The sequence below is a fragment of the Qipengyuania flava genome (assembly GCF_011762005.1).
Taxonomy (GTDB): Bacteria; Pseudomonadota; Alphaproteobacteria; order Sphingomonadales; family Sphingomonadaceae; genus Qipengyuania; species Qipengyuania flava.
Genome location: NZ_JAASQU010000001.1, coordinates 492938 through 508158, shown reverse-complemented (window position 1 = coordinate 508158; position 15221 = coordinate 492938). Strand labels below are relative to the sequence as shown.

Annotated in this window: 15 protein-coding genes; 6 read left to right on the top strand and 9 right to left on the bottom strand. The window is 62.5% G+C overall.

Annotated features, from left to right (window positions below; translation table 11 throughout):
- Positions 1 to 11 precede the first annotated feature (11 nt).
- Entirely contained in the window at positions 12 to 776 is a 765-nt protein-coding gene (mazG, locus tag FHS69_RS02485; protein ID WP_166776277.1) for a nucleoside triphosphate pyrophosphohydrolase, read from the top strand.
- On the opposite strand, the gene hflX is transcribed toward mazG, so the two are convergent.
- The 7 genes from hflX to dusB form a co-directional block, all read right to left on the bottom strand.
- A complete protein-coding gene (gene hflX, locus FHS69_RS02480; protein WP_166776274.1) occupies positions 773 to 2068 on the bottom strand; it encodes a GTPase HflX in 1296 nt (431 codons plus the stop codon). The genes mazG and hflX overlap by 4 nt on opposite strands.
- A gap of 17 nt (positions 2069 to 2085) precedes the next feature.
- Positions 2086 to 2625 carry an RNA chaperone Hfq gene (hfq, locus tag FHS69_RS02475; protein WP_166776272.1) on the bottom strand — a complete coding sequence of 180 codons (540 nt, stop codon included), beginning with the start codon at positions 2623 to 2625 and terminating at the stop codon, positions 2086 to 2088.
- 175 nt (positions 2626 to 2800) lie between these two features.
- Positions 2801 to 4186 (bottom strand): nitrogen assimilation response regulator NtrX, encoded by a 1386-nt coding sequence (ntrX, locus tag FHS69_RS02470; RefSeq protein WP_166776270.1) that lies wholly within the window; start codon positions 4184 to 4186, stop codon positions 2801 to 2803.
- Positions 4187 to 4192: 6 nt separating this feature from the next.
- Complete coding sequence (locus FHS69_RS02465; protein WP_166776268.1) at positions 4193 to 6424, bottom strand: sensor histidine kinase; 2232 nt, start codon at positions 6422 to 6424, stop codon at positions 4193 to 4195.
- Between the two features lie 83 nt (positions 6425 to 6507).
- Positions 6508 to 7920, bottom strand: a complete 1413-nt coding sequence (gene ntrC / locus FHS69_RS02460) for a nitrogen regulation protein NR(I) (protein WP_166776267.1) — start codon at positions 7918 to 7920, stop codon at positions 6508 to 6510.
- Between the two features lie 10 nt (positions 7921 to 7930).
- Positions 7931 to 8992 carry an ATP-binding protein gene (locus tag FHS69_RS02455; RefSeq protein WP_166776266.1) on the bottom strand — a complete coding sequence of 354 codons (1062 nt, stop codon included), beginning with the start codon at positions 8990 to 8992 and terminating at the stop codon, positions 7931 to 7933.
- Positions 8989 to 10008, bottom strand: a complete 1020-nt coding sequence (gene dusB / locus FHS69_RS02450) for a tRNA dihydrouridine synthase DusB (protein WP_067676408.1) — start codon at positions 10006 to 10008, stop codon at positions 8989 to 8991. Before dusB ends, FHS69_RS02455 begins: the two co-directional genes overlap by 4 nt.
- Positions 10009 to 10088: 80 nt before the next feature.
- Here dusB and FHS69_RS02445 point away from each other — a divergent pair, with 80 nt between their 5' ends.
- From FHS69_RS02445 to FHS69_RS02435, 3 genes are read left to right on the top strand one after another with little or no spacing between them, the layout of a single operon-like run.
- The gene (locus tag FHS69_RS02445) at positions 10089 to 11231 is read left to right on the top strand and encodes a bifunctional 2-C-methyl-D-erythritol 4-phosphate cytidylyltransferase/2-C-methyl-D-erythritol 2,4-cyclodiphosphate synthase (RefSeq protein ID WP_166776264.1); all 1143 of its coding nucleotides are present in this window, start codon (positions 10089 to 10091) and stop codon (positions 11229 to 11231) included.
- 4 nt (positions 11232 to 11235) lie between these two features.
- Complete coding sequence (locus tag FHS69_RS02440; RefSeq protein ID WP_166776262.1) at positions 11236 to 11772, top strand: hypothetical protein; 537 nt, start codon at positions 11236 to 11238, stop codon at positions 11770 to 11772.
- Positions 11769 to 12269, top strand: coding sequence for a CinA family protein (locus FHS69_RS02435; RefSeq protein WP_067466619.1), 501 nt, complete (start codon positions 11769 to 11771; stop codon positions 12267 to 12269). The genes FHS69_RS02440 and FHS69_RS02435 overlap by 4 nt, the downstream gene beginning before the upstream one ends.
- On the opposite strand, the gene FHS69_RS02430 is transcribed toward FHS69_RS02435, so the two are convergent.
- Positions 12266 to 12721 (bottom strand): type II toxin-antitoxin system RatA family toxin, encoded by a 456-nt coding sequence (locus tag FHS69_RS02430; RefSeq protein WP_094063064.1) that lies wholly within the window; start codon positions 12719 to 12721, stop codon positions 12266 to 12268. The genes FHS69_RS02435 and FHS69_RS02430 overlap by 4 nt on opposite strands.
- Positions 12721 to 13662 carry a lipoyl synthase gene (gene lipA, locus FHS69_RS02425; protein WP_166776260.1) on the bottom strand — a complete coding sequence of 314 codons (942 nt, stop codon included), beginning with the start codon at positions 13660 to 13662 and terminating at the stop codon, positions 12721 to 12723. Before lipA ends, FHS69_RS02430 begins: the two co-directional genes overlap by 1 nt.
- Positions 13663 to 13761: 99 nt before the next feature.
- On the opposite strand from lipA, the gene FHS69_RS02420 reads away from it, so the two are divergent.
- Both FHS69_RS02420 and FHS69_RS02415 read left to right on the top strand, forming a co-directional pair.
- On the top strand, positions 13762 to 14400 hold the full coding sequence (locus tag FHS69_RS02420) for a carbonic anhydrase (protein ID WP_067676414.1): 639 nt from the start codon (positions 13762 to 13764) through the stop codon (positions 14398 to 14400).
- Between the two features lie 36 nt (positions 14401 to 14436).
- Positions 14437 to 15156, top strand: coding sequence for an NYN domain-containing protein (locus FHS69_RS02415; RefSeq protein ID WP_166776258.1), 720 nt, complete (start codon positions 14437 to 14439; stop codon positions 15154 to 15156).
- Positions 15157 to 15221: the final 65 nt, after the last annotated feature.

Genomic DNA, 15221 nt, shown 5'->3' with positions numbered 1-15221 from the left:
AGAGTTTCGGCATGAGTGATCAAACAGACAGACTGCTGCGCATCATGGCACGGCTTCGTGATCCCGAGCATGGATGCGAGTGGGACACAGCCCAGACCTTCGAAACGATTGCACCTTACACGATCGAAGAAGCCTACGAAGTCGCAGACGCGATCGAACGCGCAGACATGAACGACCTGCGCGGTGAACTTGGCGATCTGCTGTTCCAGGTCGTATTCCATTCACAAATGGCCGAGGAATCCGGAGATTTCGCCTTCGAGGACGTCGCACGCGCCATCTCGGACAAGATGGAGGCCCGCCATCCGCATATCTTCGGTGACGAAGGTGGCGTGATGGAGGATAACCGCTGGGAAGACATCAAGGCGGCCGAACGCACTGCGGCAGGCCAGGAAAGCACGATGGATGGCGTCGCGACTGCGCTCCCGGCGCTGCTGCGCTCGCACAAGCTTCAGAAGCGCGCTGCGCGGGTCGGCTTCGAATGGCCCGACGTCGAAGGGCCGATCGCGAAATTGCACGAAGAACTGGCCGAACTGGACGATGCCGAGACGCCCGAGGAACGTGTTCTCGAGGCCGGTGATGTGCTGTTCGCCGCCGTCAACATCATCCGCCGCTACGGTGTAGAACCGGAGCAGGCGCTGCGGGCATCGAACGCCAAGTTCGAACGCCGTTTCAGGAAGATGGAGGAACTGTCCGACAAGGACGGTGAGACGTTCGGCGACCTCGATCTGGATACACAGGAACGTTACTGGCAACGCGCCAAGCGCGAGTTGGGTTAGGCCAGAGCCTCGTACTGGCCCAGTTCCTTCGGGTTCAACCGGACCGTGATGAGGCGCGTCGAGCCCCCCTCTTCCGCTTCGATATCCTCGATGACTTCGCCGTGCGCGTGCAGCCACGCAATTCGCCGGCCGTCACCGGCAGCCACTTCGAAGGTGCGCAGCGCGGCATTTCGGGTGAGCATTTCACCCAGCCTGTCGAGCAACACATCGACCCCCTCGCCGGTCACTGCCGAGGTCGCCACGATATCATCATTCGCTTCTACCTGTGCCGCCAGGTCATCGGCATCTTCGTGATTGAGCTGGTCCCACTTGTTCCAGATTTCCAGGATCGGGATCGACGCCTCCCCTTCCCCGTCGATCACGCCGAGATCACGCAGGACATGAAGAACCTGCGCTTTCTGCGCAGCGCTCGACGGGTTGGAAATGTCGCGAACATGGCAAATCACGTCCGCTGCGGTGACTTCCTCCAGCGTCGCACGGAATGCCGCGACCAGCTGGGTCGGGAGGTCCGAGATGAAGCCCACAGTATCCGAGAGGATCGCCTTCTCGACGCCCGGCAGTGCAATTGCACGCATGGTCGGATCAAGCGTGGCGAACAGCAGGTCCTCCGCCATTACGCCGGCGCCGGTCAGTCGATTGAACAAGGTCGATTTTCCGGCATTGGTATAGCCGACGAGCGCGACCACCGGCCACGGTGCGCGTTCCCGACGCTCGCGATGCAGGCCGCGCGTCTTGCGAACCTGCTCGAGCTCCTTGCGTAGCCGCCCCATCCGCTGGCGGATCATCCGGCGGTCGGCCTCGATCTGAGTTTCACCCGGACCACCGAGGAAGCCGAAGCCGCCGCGCTGGCGTTCGAGGTGGGTCCAACTGCGTACAAGCCGGCTCTGCTGGTAATCCAGGTGCGCCAGTTCGACCTGCAACCGGCCCTCGGCAGTTGCTGCCCGTTCGCCGAAAATCTCCAGGATCAACCCGGTACGGTCGATCACCTTTCGCGCCAGCTTGTCTTCTAGGTTGCGTTGCTGGATCGGGGTCAGCGCACCGTCGACAACGACCAGTTCAGCTTCGTGCTGCTCGCAGGCAATCCGGATGTTGTCGACCTGGCCTGCGCCGAACAGCAGGTTCGGTCGTACATCGCGCACTGGCAGCACGAAGCTATCGGCGATGACCACGCCGATTGCCAATGCGAGCCCTTCCGCTTCGGACAGGCGCGATTGCGCATCGAGATCATAGGCCATCCCGCGGATGTCCGGACACACGACGAGTGCCCGCGCACCGCGAGTGACCTCGCCCATCAAATCATCGTCGAAGCTCAGTTGTCGTCCTCTTCCCACTCTTCGGTCAGGTCGACCGGGGTGGCGGGCTGGATCGTCGAAACGGCGTGCTTGTAGGCGAGTTGCACGTAACCGTCGCGCTCGAGCAGCATGCAGAAGAGATCATAAGCCGCGATACGGCCCTGCAGCATCACGCCGTTGACGAGGAACATCGTCACCTGCGCTTCGGCCTGACGCACACGGCTCAGGAAGACGTCCTGCAACAGGCGCTGCTTGGCGTTCGATCCCTGGCTCGAAAACTGTTCCGTATCGACCGGTTGGGCAGGCATGATTGTGCTGATCGCGTGCTTGTAGACAAGCTGCGACTGGCCGTCGCGGCGCAAGAGGATCGAGAAATTGTCGAACCAGGTCACAATCCCCTGAAGCTTGACGCCCTTCACCAGGAACATGGTCACTGGCGACTTGTTCTTGCGCAGAAGATTGAGGAAGGCGTCCTGCAGATTGACGGGACGGCTCTCTGCTGCGGGTTCGGGCGGCTTGGGTCGTGGTCGTGCCGAAAGTGTTCTTTCACCGGACATTGCTGTTTTCCTGTTTCTTGGCGACACCGCTAAGTGCCGCAATCTGGGCGCCCACCGCGCCCGAATGCATCCGCATCGCTGTACGGATACCTTTAATGTGGGATATTATTTCATACGACGCAATCCATTCCTTGTTTTGTCAGGAAATGCGCAACTTTCGTGATCGTGCCCCGGCCTATTTCTTGCCATCGCCCGGTTTGCGTTCGACCATGCCAAGCAGTTTCAGCTTCCGATGCAATGCAGAGCGTTCCATGCCGATGAACGTCGCGGTTTTCGAAATGTTGCCCGAGAAACGACGGATCTGGACGGTGAGATACTCGCGTTCGAAATTCTCGCGGGCCTCGCGTAGCGGCGCGCCCATCATGGCGCCGACACCCCCATTGCCTCCGTGCTTGCCTCCCAGAACCTCCTCCGGGAGCATTTCGACCTCGATCTTCTCGAGCTTGTCGCGCGGCGTGAGGATGATCGTGCGTTCGACGACGTTGCGCAGCTGGCGGACGTTGCCAGGCCAATCATATGCCTGCAGCGCGGCCATGGCTTCATCGGTGATGGTCGGCGGACGCAGACCCTGTTCGGTCGCATAACGCGCGAAGAAACCGTCCGCGAGCGTGGGAATGTCGTCGCGCCGCTCTGCCAGCGACGGCACCTCCACCGGGACGACGTTGAGCCGGTAGAAGAGATCCTCGCGGAAGCGCTTCTCTTCCATCTCATTGGCCAGATTGCGCGAGGTGGAGGAAACCACACGCACATCGACGCCGATATTGCGCGTTCCTCCGACGCGCACGAAGCTTTGTTCGGTCAGGACGCGCAGTATTCGTGCTTGGGTCGACAATGGCATGTCGGCGACTTCGTCGAGATAAAGCGTGCCCCCATCGGCGGTTTCGAGCAGTCCGGGGCGGATCAGCTTGCCGTCCGACTCCTCGCCGAAAAGTTCTTCTTCGAACCGCTCGGGCGTGATGCGCGCCGAATTGACGATCACGAACGCCTTGTCGGCGCGAGAGCTCCAGCTGTGCAGCAGCCGCGCGGCGACTTCCTTCCCCGCCCCTGCCGGTCCGGTCACGAGCACGCGGCTGCCAGTGCCCGCAACGCGCTTCAACGTCGCGCGCACTGCATTGATCACGGCCGAATTGCCGGTGAACTCATCCCCCTGCACCTGATTTTCGCGGAGCCGGGTGTTCTCACGCCGCAAGCGCTCGGTCTCGGTCGCACGCTCGACCAGATGCAGCAGGCGCTCTGCCTCGAACGGCTTTTCGATGAAGTCGACCGCCCCGCGGCTGACCGCGCTGACCGCGGTATCAATATTCCCGTGGCCCGAGAAGATGATCACCGGCAGGTCGGGCTCGCGCACCTTGATGGCATCGAGCACTTCGAGCCCGTCCATCGCGCTGCCGTGCAGCCACACATCGAGAAGGACCAGGCTTGGCCGTTTCTCGTCGACCGCCGCCAGCGCGGCATCGCTATCCGCCGCAGTCCGGCAATCATAGCCCTCGTCGCTCAAGACGCCGGCGACCAGTTCGCGAATGTCGCGCTCGTCGTCGACGATCAGAATATCCAGCGCCATGCGTCCCTATCCTTCGTTCTTCAAGCTTGGTTGCGCGTCGCCATCTGCGGCGAGCGGATCGCGCGCAAACCGCATGGTCACGCGCGTGCCCCCGGTTTCAACCGAGGTGAAAGTCATTTCACCGCCGTGTTCCTCGACGATCTTGTTCACGATCGCGAGCCCCAGTCCGGTGCCCTTTTCGCGGGTCGTGACATAGGGCTCGAGGATGTTCACGCGGTCCTGCGGCAGGCCGATGCCGTTGTCCTCTATCGAAACCGAGACATTCTCGTCGGCTTCCTCGATCCGGACGGTGATCCGCCCGCGATAATCCTCGCCACCCGACTGGGCCTTCGCCTCAATCGCCTCATAGGCATTCTTGAGCGTATTGGTGAGCGCCTGTCCCAATTGGTGCCGGTCGCATTGCAAGCGCAGCGGGCCACCTTCCGGCGCGATCAGTCGATAATCGACCGCCGGATGCGCGACTTCCTGGAGGAAAAGCGACTGGCGCACGAGGTCGAGCGCGTTCTCGGGGCGGAAGGTCGGCTTGGGCAGGCGTGCAAAACTCGAGAACTCGTCGACCATCTTGCGCAGGTCGCCGACCTGCCGGACGATAGTGCTGGTGAGCTCGTCGAACAGCTCTCCGTCCTTTTCGATCTGCTTGCGATAGCGTCGCTTGAGCCGCTCGGTTGCCAGCTGGATCGGGGTCAGCGGGTTCTTGATTTCATGCGCGATACGACGCGCAACATCCGACCACGCCGCCTGCCGCTGGTCGAGCAATTGGCGCGTGATATCCTCGAAGGTGATCACATGGCCATCGCTTTCAGGACCGATCTTGACCGCGAAGGTAAGCAATTCTCCGTTGCGACTGTGCGAGATCACGCCCTGCGACAAGCCGGCACGCACCATGGCACCGATCTGCGGGGCCAGGTCGTCGAGGGTCACCGGCGCTTCCGCGGGATTTGCACCGCTGCCGAGCATCGATTGTGCGGGCGCGTTCATCAGCAGGACGTTCAGATCGGCATCGACCGAGATGATCCCCGCGCTGACCGATTCCAGCACCGCTTCGATGAAACTCCGGCGCTCCTCGAGTTCGGTATTGGCCGATAACAGTGCATCGGTCTGTTTCTCGAGCTGCGCGGTCATGCGGTTGAAGGCGCGATTGAGCAGGCCGATCTCATCCGCTCCCGTGCGCCCCTCCACCCGCAAGGCGAAATTACCCGCGCCAACCTTGCGCGCTGCGGCCACCAGGTCGGTCAGCGGCTCTACCTGCCGGTCGGCGAAGCGCAGCGCGAACCAGACCGCCACACCGACAAGCGCCAGCGACACGAAGAACAGCGCGAGGTTGAACCGCAATTGCAACGCGCGCGCACGCTTGGTCAATTCGTCATAGGCGGTCGAGATCGACCGGGCAGATTGCCAGCTTCGGAAGGTCGCTGCCTCGGCATTGCGCGCGGTATACAGATAGATTCCCGCAGTCCGGTCGATCGGTGCGACCGCTTCGATCCGCTCGGGACTGCCGCGTACCGCCACCTGTTCGCCCTGCGACAGCCGTTCGAGCGAGGCTTGCGCGAAAGCGCGCGGATCGCTCGCCTCGCTCAATCCGTAGACCACCGCGGTACGCATGCTTTCATCGGGCATCGCCTGCAGGATGGCGCTTTCGATCACGTCGCGTGGTTCGGCCTGATATTGATAGACCAGCGCGAAATTGGGATCGGTGACCTCGACCCGCGCGAGTATCGCGCGCATGTCCATCGCCATCGAGATCGTCTCATTGGCGAGATCGAGCTGGTTTTCCTCGTAATAGCCCTCGGCAAGCCGATTGGCATTCTCCATCAGGCCACGTGAGTTGTCCGAGAACCAGAAGTCGACCCCCGACTGGAACAGGAAAGCAGCAAAGCCGGCCACCAGCAGCGTGGGTACCGCGGCGATCATCGAGAAGAAGAACACGAGTCGAACGTGCAGGCGCGCGGTGCTGCCCGCTGCACGTCTGAGCGCTATGCGGCGACCCGCGAGCACCAGCAGGGCCATTGCGGGGATCAGGGTGCCGATCAGCAGCGCGGCAACCTGGCGAGACGGCAGCAAAGCGCCGTCCGGGGGTGCATTGGTAAAGGTCGCCCAGGTGCTTGCCACCATGACAAGGAAGGCAATCGCAGCGAATACCTCGATATAACCGACGATGTTCTCTCGTCGCGAAGTCACGATGAAGCGGCGCCACCACCGCGGCGCCTGTCGCCGTGCTTCTGCTATACCTGTCGCCATCGTGACATGCTTACAACGCCACTGTTGCAGATATGCAAGAGGAAATTCGACCAGCGGAGCCCCACGGCCGCCAGTGCGATAGCCTATCCGCGCCGACTGAACGCTTCGGGCGCGATGTCCAACTCGGACAAGCGCTTGCGCAAAGTGTTGCGATTTATACCCAGCAGGCGAGCCGCACGCAACTGATTGCCTTCGGTCCGGTCGAGCGCGAGCTCGAACAAGGGCTTCTCGAAGGCGGCCAGCGCCGCGTGGTAGACTGCGCCATCGGCCGGACGTGCCTCCGCAATCCAGGTTTCGACAGCGGTTTCGAACCCATTCCCCGTTCGCTCGGCGTCAGTCTCGCGTATCGGCGGCAGGATGTCCTCTACCGCTACGCGATCGATCACGTCCTCGCGTGCCATCAACGCAAGCCGGAAGACCGCATTGCGCAATTCGCGCACGTTACCCCGCCAGTCGCGCGTCTCGAGTGCGGCGATTGCATCGCGATTGGCCTGGCGCGCGGGCAAACCCTCGTTTGCGGCCTGCCCCAGAAAATGCCGCACCAGAGCGCCAATATCCTCGTGTCGCTCGCGCAAAGGCGGGAGATGGATCGGCACGACATTGAGGCGGTAATAGAGATCTTCGCGGAACCGGCCCTCGGCGATCATCGGGGCGAGATCCTTGTTTGTCGCCGCGACGATCCGCACGTCGACGCCGATTTCCTGCCGCCCTCCGACCCGCCGGATGCGCCCCGACTGCAGCGCGCGCAACAGCCTGGTCTGCGCTTCGGCCGGCATGTCGCCGATTTCGTCGAGAAACAGTGTCCCCCCATTCGCCTGTTCGAACTTGCCGATTTGCTGGCCGACCGCTCCCGTGAAGGCACCGCGCTCATGGCCGAAGAGCTCGCTTTCGAGCAGGTCGTGCGGGATCGCCGCCATATTCACCGCGACGAAGGGGCCGGTCTTGCGCGAACCGAGCTGGTGGATCGCCTCGGCGACCAGTTCCTTGCCGGTGCCGCTTTCACCGGTAATCAGCACGGTTAGATCGTTGCGCAGCACCCGTGTGATCATCCGGAACACGCCCTGCATGGCGGGACTGCGTCCGATCAGCGGCAAAGCGCTGTCTTCGTTTTCCCCCGCGCCTTCGACCTGCGGACGACTGGCCACGGCTTGCGAGACTGCCTGCGTCAGTTCGTCGAGATCGAACGGCTTGGGGAAATATTCGAAAGCTTCGCTATCGCTAGCGCGCACCGCCGTATCGAGCGTGTTCTGAGCCGACAGCACGATTACCGGCATGTCGGGAGCCATTCGTCGGACCGCGTCGATCGACGCCAAACCGTCGCCATCGGCAAGCATGACGTCGGTCAGCATCACATCGAAAACGCCATCGCCGAGAAGAGCGTCTCGCCGCGCTATCGTGTCGCAGGAAACGACTTCGAACCCTTCTTCGCGCAACGCCTCGGTGATAACCGTCGCGATGCTCCGGTCGTCTTCGACCAGTAAAACCGATTGTGCCATTCTGAGCCCCCTACCCTGCGACCGGCAGGTTGATACGGAAATGGGTTTCGCCCGCGCGTTCATCGCGCTCGTGCGAGATGCGTCCGCCCATGTCGCGCACAAGCTTGCGCACCAGCGCCAGTCCAAGTCCCTGTCCATGCGGTTTGCTCGAAACGAAGGGTTCGAACACGTGATCGCGCAATGCCGGGTCGATCCCGGGCCCGCGATCGGTCACTGTAATCTCGATCGGCAGCCGCGTCGCCTTGCCCAGTCTGATTGTGTTGAAGACCAAGCCGCTGACGAAACGCGTGCGCACGGTCACACTGGCGTGTTCCTGCGCCATGCCGGCATCGCAGGCGTTTGCGATGAGGTTGATCAGAACCTGCTCGAGGGCGCCCTGCTCCGCCGCCACCGCTGGCAGTGACGGATCGAATTCCTCGACCAGTTCGCAGGGATCCTCGCGTCCGGCACGAACCGTGGCCATCGCGTTGCGGATCGCTTCGTGGAGGTTGCACGGCCCGGTAATCTCGATCGGCTTGGCACCCAATTGCTGCATGCGATCGATCAATTGCGCGATCCGGTCGACCTCGGCGGAAATCATGCGCGCGAGCGGCTTGTCTTTTCCCGCCACCCGCCGTGTCAGCAGTTGGCTGGCCCCGCGGATAGCGGACAGGGGGTTCTTGATCTCATGCGCCAGCACCGCGGGTGCGCGCAATTCGACGCGCTGGTCGTCATCGTCGTCATTCTCAGACTGGCCGGCGTCGGAGAGCGTGACCACGCGCCAGCCCGGATTGCCATGCATGGGCGAACTGCTGATGTTCACGCGCCTGTCGCCGATAGCGGTGGCAATCGTAACACCCCGCGCGATCACTTGCGCGTCAGATAGCGACAGCCGGTCGCCCAATCGATGGTCGGCGATACCGACAACGTCCCAGAAACGCTTCTCTGCAAGTTTGCGAGCGCTGCGCCCGAGCATTTCCTCTGCCGCGTGATTGGCCTCGACGATCCGATCGTCCTCGTCGAGCAGAAGAACGGCGAAGATAAGCGCCGCGAGTTGCGCACGCGCATCGGGTGCGCCGGCGATCGTGTTCACGCAGCCCGACGCCGCAAGAACGGTTCGTAGAAACGCTCGATCTCTTCAAGCACCTTGCGCGGATCGTCGATGAAGTTGACGAAATTGCGGAAGTCTGCGGATCCATGAAGGCCCTTGGTGTACCAGCCCAGATGCTTGCGCGCGATCTTGGTCCCGACCCCTTCGCCGTAATGGTCGAGCATCGCCGTATAGTGTTCGACCAGCACGTCATATTGCTCGTCAAAGCTGGGCGTATCGAGGACCTCGCCAGTGCGCCACCAATGCATGATCTGGCCGAGCAGCCACGGCTTGCCATAGGCACCGCGCCCGATCATGATGCCGTCCGCGCCCGATTGCTCCAGCGCCTTCGCCGCATCGTCGACCGTGCAAATGTCGCCATTGGCGATGACCGGGATCGACACCGCATCCTTTACCTTGCGGATGAAGGCCCAGTCCGCGCTACCCTTGTACATCTGGTTGCGCGTGCGCCCGTGGACGGTGACCATTTTGATCCCGAGATCTTCGGCGATCCGCGCCAGTTCGGGTGCGTTGAGATCGGCATGATCCCAGCCCATGCGCATCTTGACCGTCACGGGGACGTCGACCGCCTTGACCGTGGCTTCCATCAGCTTGGTCGCCAAGGGCACCTCACGCATCAGCGCGGAGCCGGCCAACTGTCCGACGACCTTGCGCACCGGGCAGCCGAAATTGATATCGATGATCGCTGCACCATTGTCCTGCTGCAGCTTGGCGGCATCGGCCATGCTCTGCGGATCGCAGCCTACCAATTGCATCGATACCGGTTCTTCGATGGCGTCCCAGGCAGCCTTCTGTACGCTCTGTCGCGTCTCGCGAATTGCTGCCTCGCTGGCGATCATTTCGGTGACGTTGAGACCCGAGCCATAGCGGCGCACCAACTTGCGGAACGGAAGGTCTGTTACCCCAGTCATCGGCGCAAGCACGACCGGCGTGTCGATCGACACATCGCCGACCTGGATCGGCTGCGGCGCAACCGGAGGGAGAGGAGGGTTCGTCATGCTGATATCAATGCCTAAATATTGGGCAGCCACATAGTGCGTTGCAGCGTGATCGGCAAGCCGCTAGCGCGCTGCACGCCATGTCGACCACCCCTCCCCTTCCCGCATTCGCTGCAGTGGTCGTGGCGGCGGGCAAGGGTCTGCGCGCCGGGCAGCCGTTACCGAAGCAATTTGCGATGTGGCGCGGCAAGCCGGTGCTGCGTTATTCGGTCGAGGCATTGCTCGCCTCCGGAGCAGAACCTCTGATCGTGGCGATTCCCGAAAATGGCGAAGCAGCGGCAAAGCAAGCGCTCGAAGGTCTTACCGGCTACGAATTGGTAACCGGCGGGGCGACCCGGCAGCAATCGGTCGCGCGCGCCCTTTCTGCCATCGGATCGGCCGACCGCGTACTCATCCACGATGCCGCGCGGCCAGACTTGCCCGAAACCGTGATCGCCCGGCTCCTGGATGCGCTTGACGATGCACCCGGCGCAATTCCAGTCCTTCCCGTCGTCGACAGTCTCTCGCGCGACGAGAACGGCTTGATGGTCGGCACCGCCAGGCGAGAAGAACTGCGACGGGTCCAAACCCCGCAAGCCTTCCGCTTCGCCGATATTCGCGGCGCGCACGCGGCATGGGAGGGCGACCCGGTGGCGGGAGACGATGCACAGGTGCTGCGTGCAGCCGGTGGCGACGTAGCGCATGTCGCGGGTGACGAACGTCTCGCCAAACTGACTTTCGCGGAGGATTTCATGATTGCCTTGCCCCCCATGCGTGTCGGGATGGGATATGACGTCCATCGCCTCGCTGAAGGCGAAGAACTGTGGCTCGGCGGAATCCGGATCGAACACGATCGCGGCCTTGCAGGTCACAGCGATGCCGATGTCGCGTTGCATGCGATTGTCGACGCGTTGCTCGGCGCGATCGCCGATGGCGATATCGGCAGCCACTTCCCGCCCAGCGACCCGCAATGGAAAGGAGCGAGCAGCAACCGTTTCCTGGCCCATGCCGCCAGGCTGGTAACCGATGCCGGATATGCGGTCGGCAATATCGATCTCACGATCATCTGCGAAGCCCCCAAGATCGGTCCGCACCGGCAAGCCATGCGCGAACGCATCGCCGACCTGCTCGGCGTTGACATCAACGCGATATCGGTAAAGGCCACCACTACCGAACGGCTCGGCTTTACCGGCCGCGGCGAAGGCATTGCTGCACAGGCGATCGCCTCGGTCATCAGGGAGTAAACGTATGGCCACGAAACGGCACCACAAGTTGAGTACGGCACTGGTGGCCGCAATTGCGCTGTGCCAGGCGCAGGTCGCCCAGGCACAGGCGTGTCTCGCTCCCGACGACGTGACCGATGCCGACATCTATGCGATCCCCGTCGTGGCCGACGGCTTCCGCGCATCATGCGCGCCGCATCTTGCCGCAGACGGTTTCTTCGCGACGCAGGGCGCGGACTTTGTCGCTCCCTACAGCGCTATGCAGAACGAACGCTGGCCTGGTACGCTGCGCGTCTTCTTGGCATTGGCCGCCGGCGGCGGGGCCGATGAGCAAGCCGATGCGCTGGGCGAGCTACCCGGCGACGCGCTCCGACCGATCGTCGACGCGTTCTTTGCGCAGAAGATCGGCGAGGAAATCAAGCCGCAGGACTGTTCGAAAATCGAGCGGGCGATGGAACTCCTTGCTCCCTTGCCGCCCGAAAACCTCGGCGGCCTGCTGACCTTCATCCTCGACGTTACCGACGTCAAGGAACCGGCGATCTGCGAAACGGAAAACCCATGAGCGACGCCCTCCTGCCGCCCGAGATCGAAGACCTTGCAAAACGCGTGGTCGACGCGAACCGCGCAGCGGGCCGCAAGGTGACGGTGGCGGAAAGCTGCACCGGCGGTCTGGTTGCCGCCGCGCTGACCGAGGTACCCGGGTCCTCCGCCGTGCTCGATCGGGGTTTCGTGACCTATTCGAACGAGTCGAAGATGGAGTGTCTCGATGTCTCGCTCGAGATCATCGAGACATTTGGTGCCGTTTCGATCGCCTGCGCTTGGGCAATGGCGAAGGGTGCGCTCGAAAAAAGCCACGCCGATGTCGCGGTCGCGATCAGCGGTGTCGCCGGTCCCGGCGGGGGCACAGATCTCAAGCCTGTGGGAACCGTGGTGTTTGCCAGGGTGACTCGTGGTGACGGCACCGAACCCGAAGGCGAACTGAAGCGCTTCGAACCGACATCGCGCGCGGATATCCGCCGCGAGGCGACCATCTGCGCGCTCGAACTGCTGCTGCCCTAGAGATTTGCGGCGGCGTTCTCGCGGCCGTAAAGTTCGTCTGCACGGTCTTCGAAGGCCTGCACCATCTTGCGGAACGCGCGGTCGAAATACTGGCCTGCCAGCGCTTCGAAGACGGCATTGCGGAATGTGAAATCCACACAGAAATCGACCTCGCACCCGCCATCCTCGGTGGGCGTGAAGGTCCAGTTGTTGTCGAGGTCCTTCAATGGGCCGTCGACATAGAACACTTCGAGATGTTCGGGTCGTTGCTTCACCACGCGCGAAGTGAACTTTTCGCGGATGGCCTTGAACCCGACAAGCATGTCCGCGACCATTTCGGTTTCGCTATCGCTACGCACACGGGTCGCGACGACCCACGGCAGGAACTTGGGATAATTGGCGACGTCCGCCACCAGATCGAACATCTGCTGCTGGCTATAGGGCAGCCGCCGTTTCTCGCGAATGCCGGGCATCAGGCGCCTTGCTTGGTGAGCTTCGCTTCGCGCGCGGCGCGCATTTCGGCGAAATCGTCTCCGGCGTGATAGCTCGAACGGGTCAGCGGGCTGGACGCGACCTGCAGGAACCCCTTGGCCCGCGCGATCGAGCCATAGGCCGCAAACTGCTTGGGCGTGACGAATTCTTCGACCTTCGCGTGCTTCGGCGTCGGCTGCAGATACTGGCCCATGGTGATGAAATCGATGTCCGCGCTGCGCATGTCGTCCATCACCTGATGCACTTCGAGGCGCCCTTCGCCCAGTCCGAGCATGATGCCGGATTTGGTGAAGATCAGCGGGTTGTGCACCTTCACCTCTTCGAGCAGCCGCAGCGATGCATAGTAGCGCGCGCCCGGTCGGATCGTCGGATACAGGCGCGGCACCGTCTCGAGATTGTGATTGAAGACATCGGGACCGGCTTCGCAGATCTCGGCGATGGACTGCTTCATCCGTCCCTTGAAGTCGGGCGTGAGGATCTCGATCGTGGTATTGGGCGTCTCGCGCCGCAAAGCATTGATTACCTTGACGAACTGCCCGGCACCGCGATCAGGAAGATCGTCGCGGTCGACACTGGTGATCACGATATGCTCCAGCCCCATCGCCGCCGCAGCGGTCGCCGTATGTTCGGGTTCGAGCGGATCGACGGGCATCGGCATACCCGTCTTGATGTTGCAGAACCGGCAGGCGCGGGTGCAAGTATCGCCGAGGATCATCACCGTCGCATGCTTCTTGGTCCAGCATTCGCCGATATTGGGGCAGGCAGCCTCTTCGCACACCGTATGGAGGTTGAGCTCGCGCATCAATTTGCGCGTTTCCTGATAGCCTTGGCTTACAGGTGCCTTGACCCGGATCCAATCGGGCTTGCGCTGCATCTTGGGGCGTTCGCCCTCGGGGCGGGGAGCGGAAGAGAGGTCGTTCATGTCGCCGCCCATCTAGGCCCCCTGCCCCGCCGCGGCAACCCGCATAGCAATGCGCGCGGGCACTTGCATCGCTGCGCAATTCGGGGCAGCGGATTTGTCATGAAGACATTCGAACAGATGATCGAAGGCTACGCCCGCTTCCGCCAGGGCGACTGGCAGAAACAGCACGACCGCTGGGAACAGCTCAAGGAAGGGCAGTCACCGCAGGTCATGGTGATCGCGTGCTCGGACAGCCGTGTCGATCCGGCGCAGATTTTCGACGTCGACCCGGGTGAGATTTTCGTCGTGCGCAATGTCGCGGCACTGGTGCCGCCGTTCGAGACCACGCCCGGCCAGCACGGCGTTTCGGCGGCTCTCGAATTCGCTGTGCAATTCCTCAAGGTCCGCGAAGTCGTGGTAATGGGGCATGGCATGTGCGGCGGTTGCAAGGCCGCGCTCACGCAGGACCTGCACGGCAATGCGTTGGGCGAAGGCGGGTTCGTCGCCCACTGGATCGACATGCTCGACGAGGTGCGCGAACCGATCGCGGCGCAGCAGGGCACGAGCGGTCGCGAGGCGGAACGCGCGATGGAACTCGCCGCGGTGAAAGTAAGCCTCGCCAACTTGCGGACCTTTCCCTGCGTCCAGGAGAAGGAAGGCGATGGCAGCCTGAAACTGCGTGGCGCCTATTTCGCTATCTCCGACGGCGTGCTGCACCTGCTCGACGAAAGCAGCGGCGAATTCGGCCCAGCTTCCTAGCTTGCGTGGGCGGCTTGGGGCCGCCATGTCGGGCGTATGTCGAACAACGAACAGCGCAACATCGCCCTCCTCATCGATTCGGATAACGCCAGCCCGGCGGGGATCGACCCGGTGCTGACCGTGCTGGCAGAACTCGGCCAGGTGAACATCCGCCGGGCTTATGGCAATTGGCGCAAGGCCAGCCTCAAGGGCTGGGTCGATCTGATGCACCGGTACGGAATCGAGCCGCAGCAGCAATTCGATATCACCAAGGGCAAGAATGCCACCGACATGAAGATGACCATCGATGCGATGGATCTGCTCTACCGCGGCCGGGTGCATGGTTTCGGGATCATGAGTTCGGACAGCGATTTCATGCCGCTCGCCATGCGCATTCGTCAGGATGGCTTTCCGGTTTACGGTTTCGGCGGCGCGAAAACGCCCGAGGCCTTCCGGCAGGCATGCACGCGGTTCATCGACGTCAATGCCCTGATCAAGGCAGAGAAGGACACCCGCAAGGAAGGCGGGCCGAGCAAGGAATCGAATGTCCTCGACGAGTCGCTGCTCGACTTGCTGTTCGATGCCTATGCCGCCAGCAAGCGCGATGAGAACGGCTACGCCAAGCTCTCCGAAGTGGGCCAGCGCGCGGGCAACAGGTCGAGCTTCGATACGCGCAACTACGGTTTCGCAAGGCTCACCGACCTGATCGAGACCATCCCGAACTTCGCGATCGAACGCCGCGCCAACGGGCAGATTTTCGTCAAACGCCTACGCTGACCGGCTGCCATTACACAAGAAAAGGGCGCGAACCCGTGGTCCGCGCCCCTTCGTGAGTTTGCTGT

Coding starts and splice junctions, on each gene's coding strand:
- mazG (WP_166776277.1), top strand. CDS start 12: ATGAGTGATCAAACAGACAGACTGCTGCGCATCATGGCACGGCTTCGT.
- hflX (WP_166776274.1), bottom strand. CDS start 2,068: ATGGGCGAGGTCACTCGCGGTGCGCGGGCACTCGTCGTGTGTCCGGAC.
- hfq (WP_166776272.1), bottom strand. CDS start 2,625: ATGTCCGGTGAAAGAACACTTTCGGCACGACCACGACCCAAGCCGCCC.
- ntrX (WP_166776270.1), bottom strand. CDS start 4,186: ATGGCGCTGGATATTCTGATCGTCGACGACGAGCGCGACATTCGCGAA.
- FHS69_RS02465 (WP_166776268.1), bottom strand. CDS start 6,424: ATGGCGACAGGTATAGCAGAAGCACGGCGACAGGCGCCGCGGTGGTGG.
- ntrC (WP_166776267.1), bottom strand. CDS start 7,920: ATGGCACAATCGGTTTTACTGGTCGAAGACGACCGGAGCATCGCGACG.
- dusB (WP_067676408.1), bottom strand. CDS start 10,008: ATGACGAACCCTCCTCTCCCTCCGGTTGCGCCGCAGCCGATCCAGGTC.
- FHS69_RS02445 (WP_166776264.1), top strand. CDS start 10,089: ATGTCGACCACCCCTCCCCTTCCCGCATTCGCTGCAGTGGTCGTGGCG.
- FHS69_RS02440 (WP_166776262.1), top strand. CDS start 11,236: ATGGCCACGAAACGGCACCACAAGTTGAGTACGGCACTGGTGGCCGCA.
- FHS69_RS02435 (WP_067466619.1), top strand. CDS start 11,769: ATGAGCGACGCCCTCCTGCCGCCCGAGATCGAAGACCTTGCAAAACGC.
- FHS69_RS02430 (WP_094063064.1), bottom strand. CDS start 12,721: ATGCCCGGCATTCGCGAGAAACGGCGGCTGCCCTATAGCCAGCAGCAG.
- lipA (WP_166776260.1), bottom strand. CDS start 13,662: ATGAACGACCTCTCTTCCGCTCCCCGCCCCGAGGGCGAACGCCCCAAG.
- FHS69_RS02420 (WP_067676414.1), top strand. CDS start 13,762: ATGAAGACATTCGAACAGATGATCGAAGGCTACGCCCGCTTCCGCCAG.
- FHS69_RS02415 (WP_166776258.1), top strand. CDS start 14,437: ATGTCGAACAACGAACAGCGCAACATCGCCCTCCTCATCGATTCGGAT.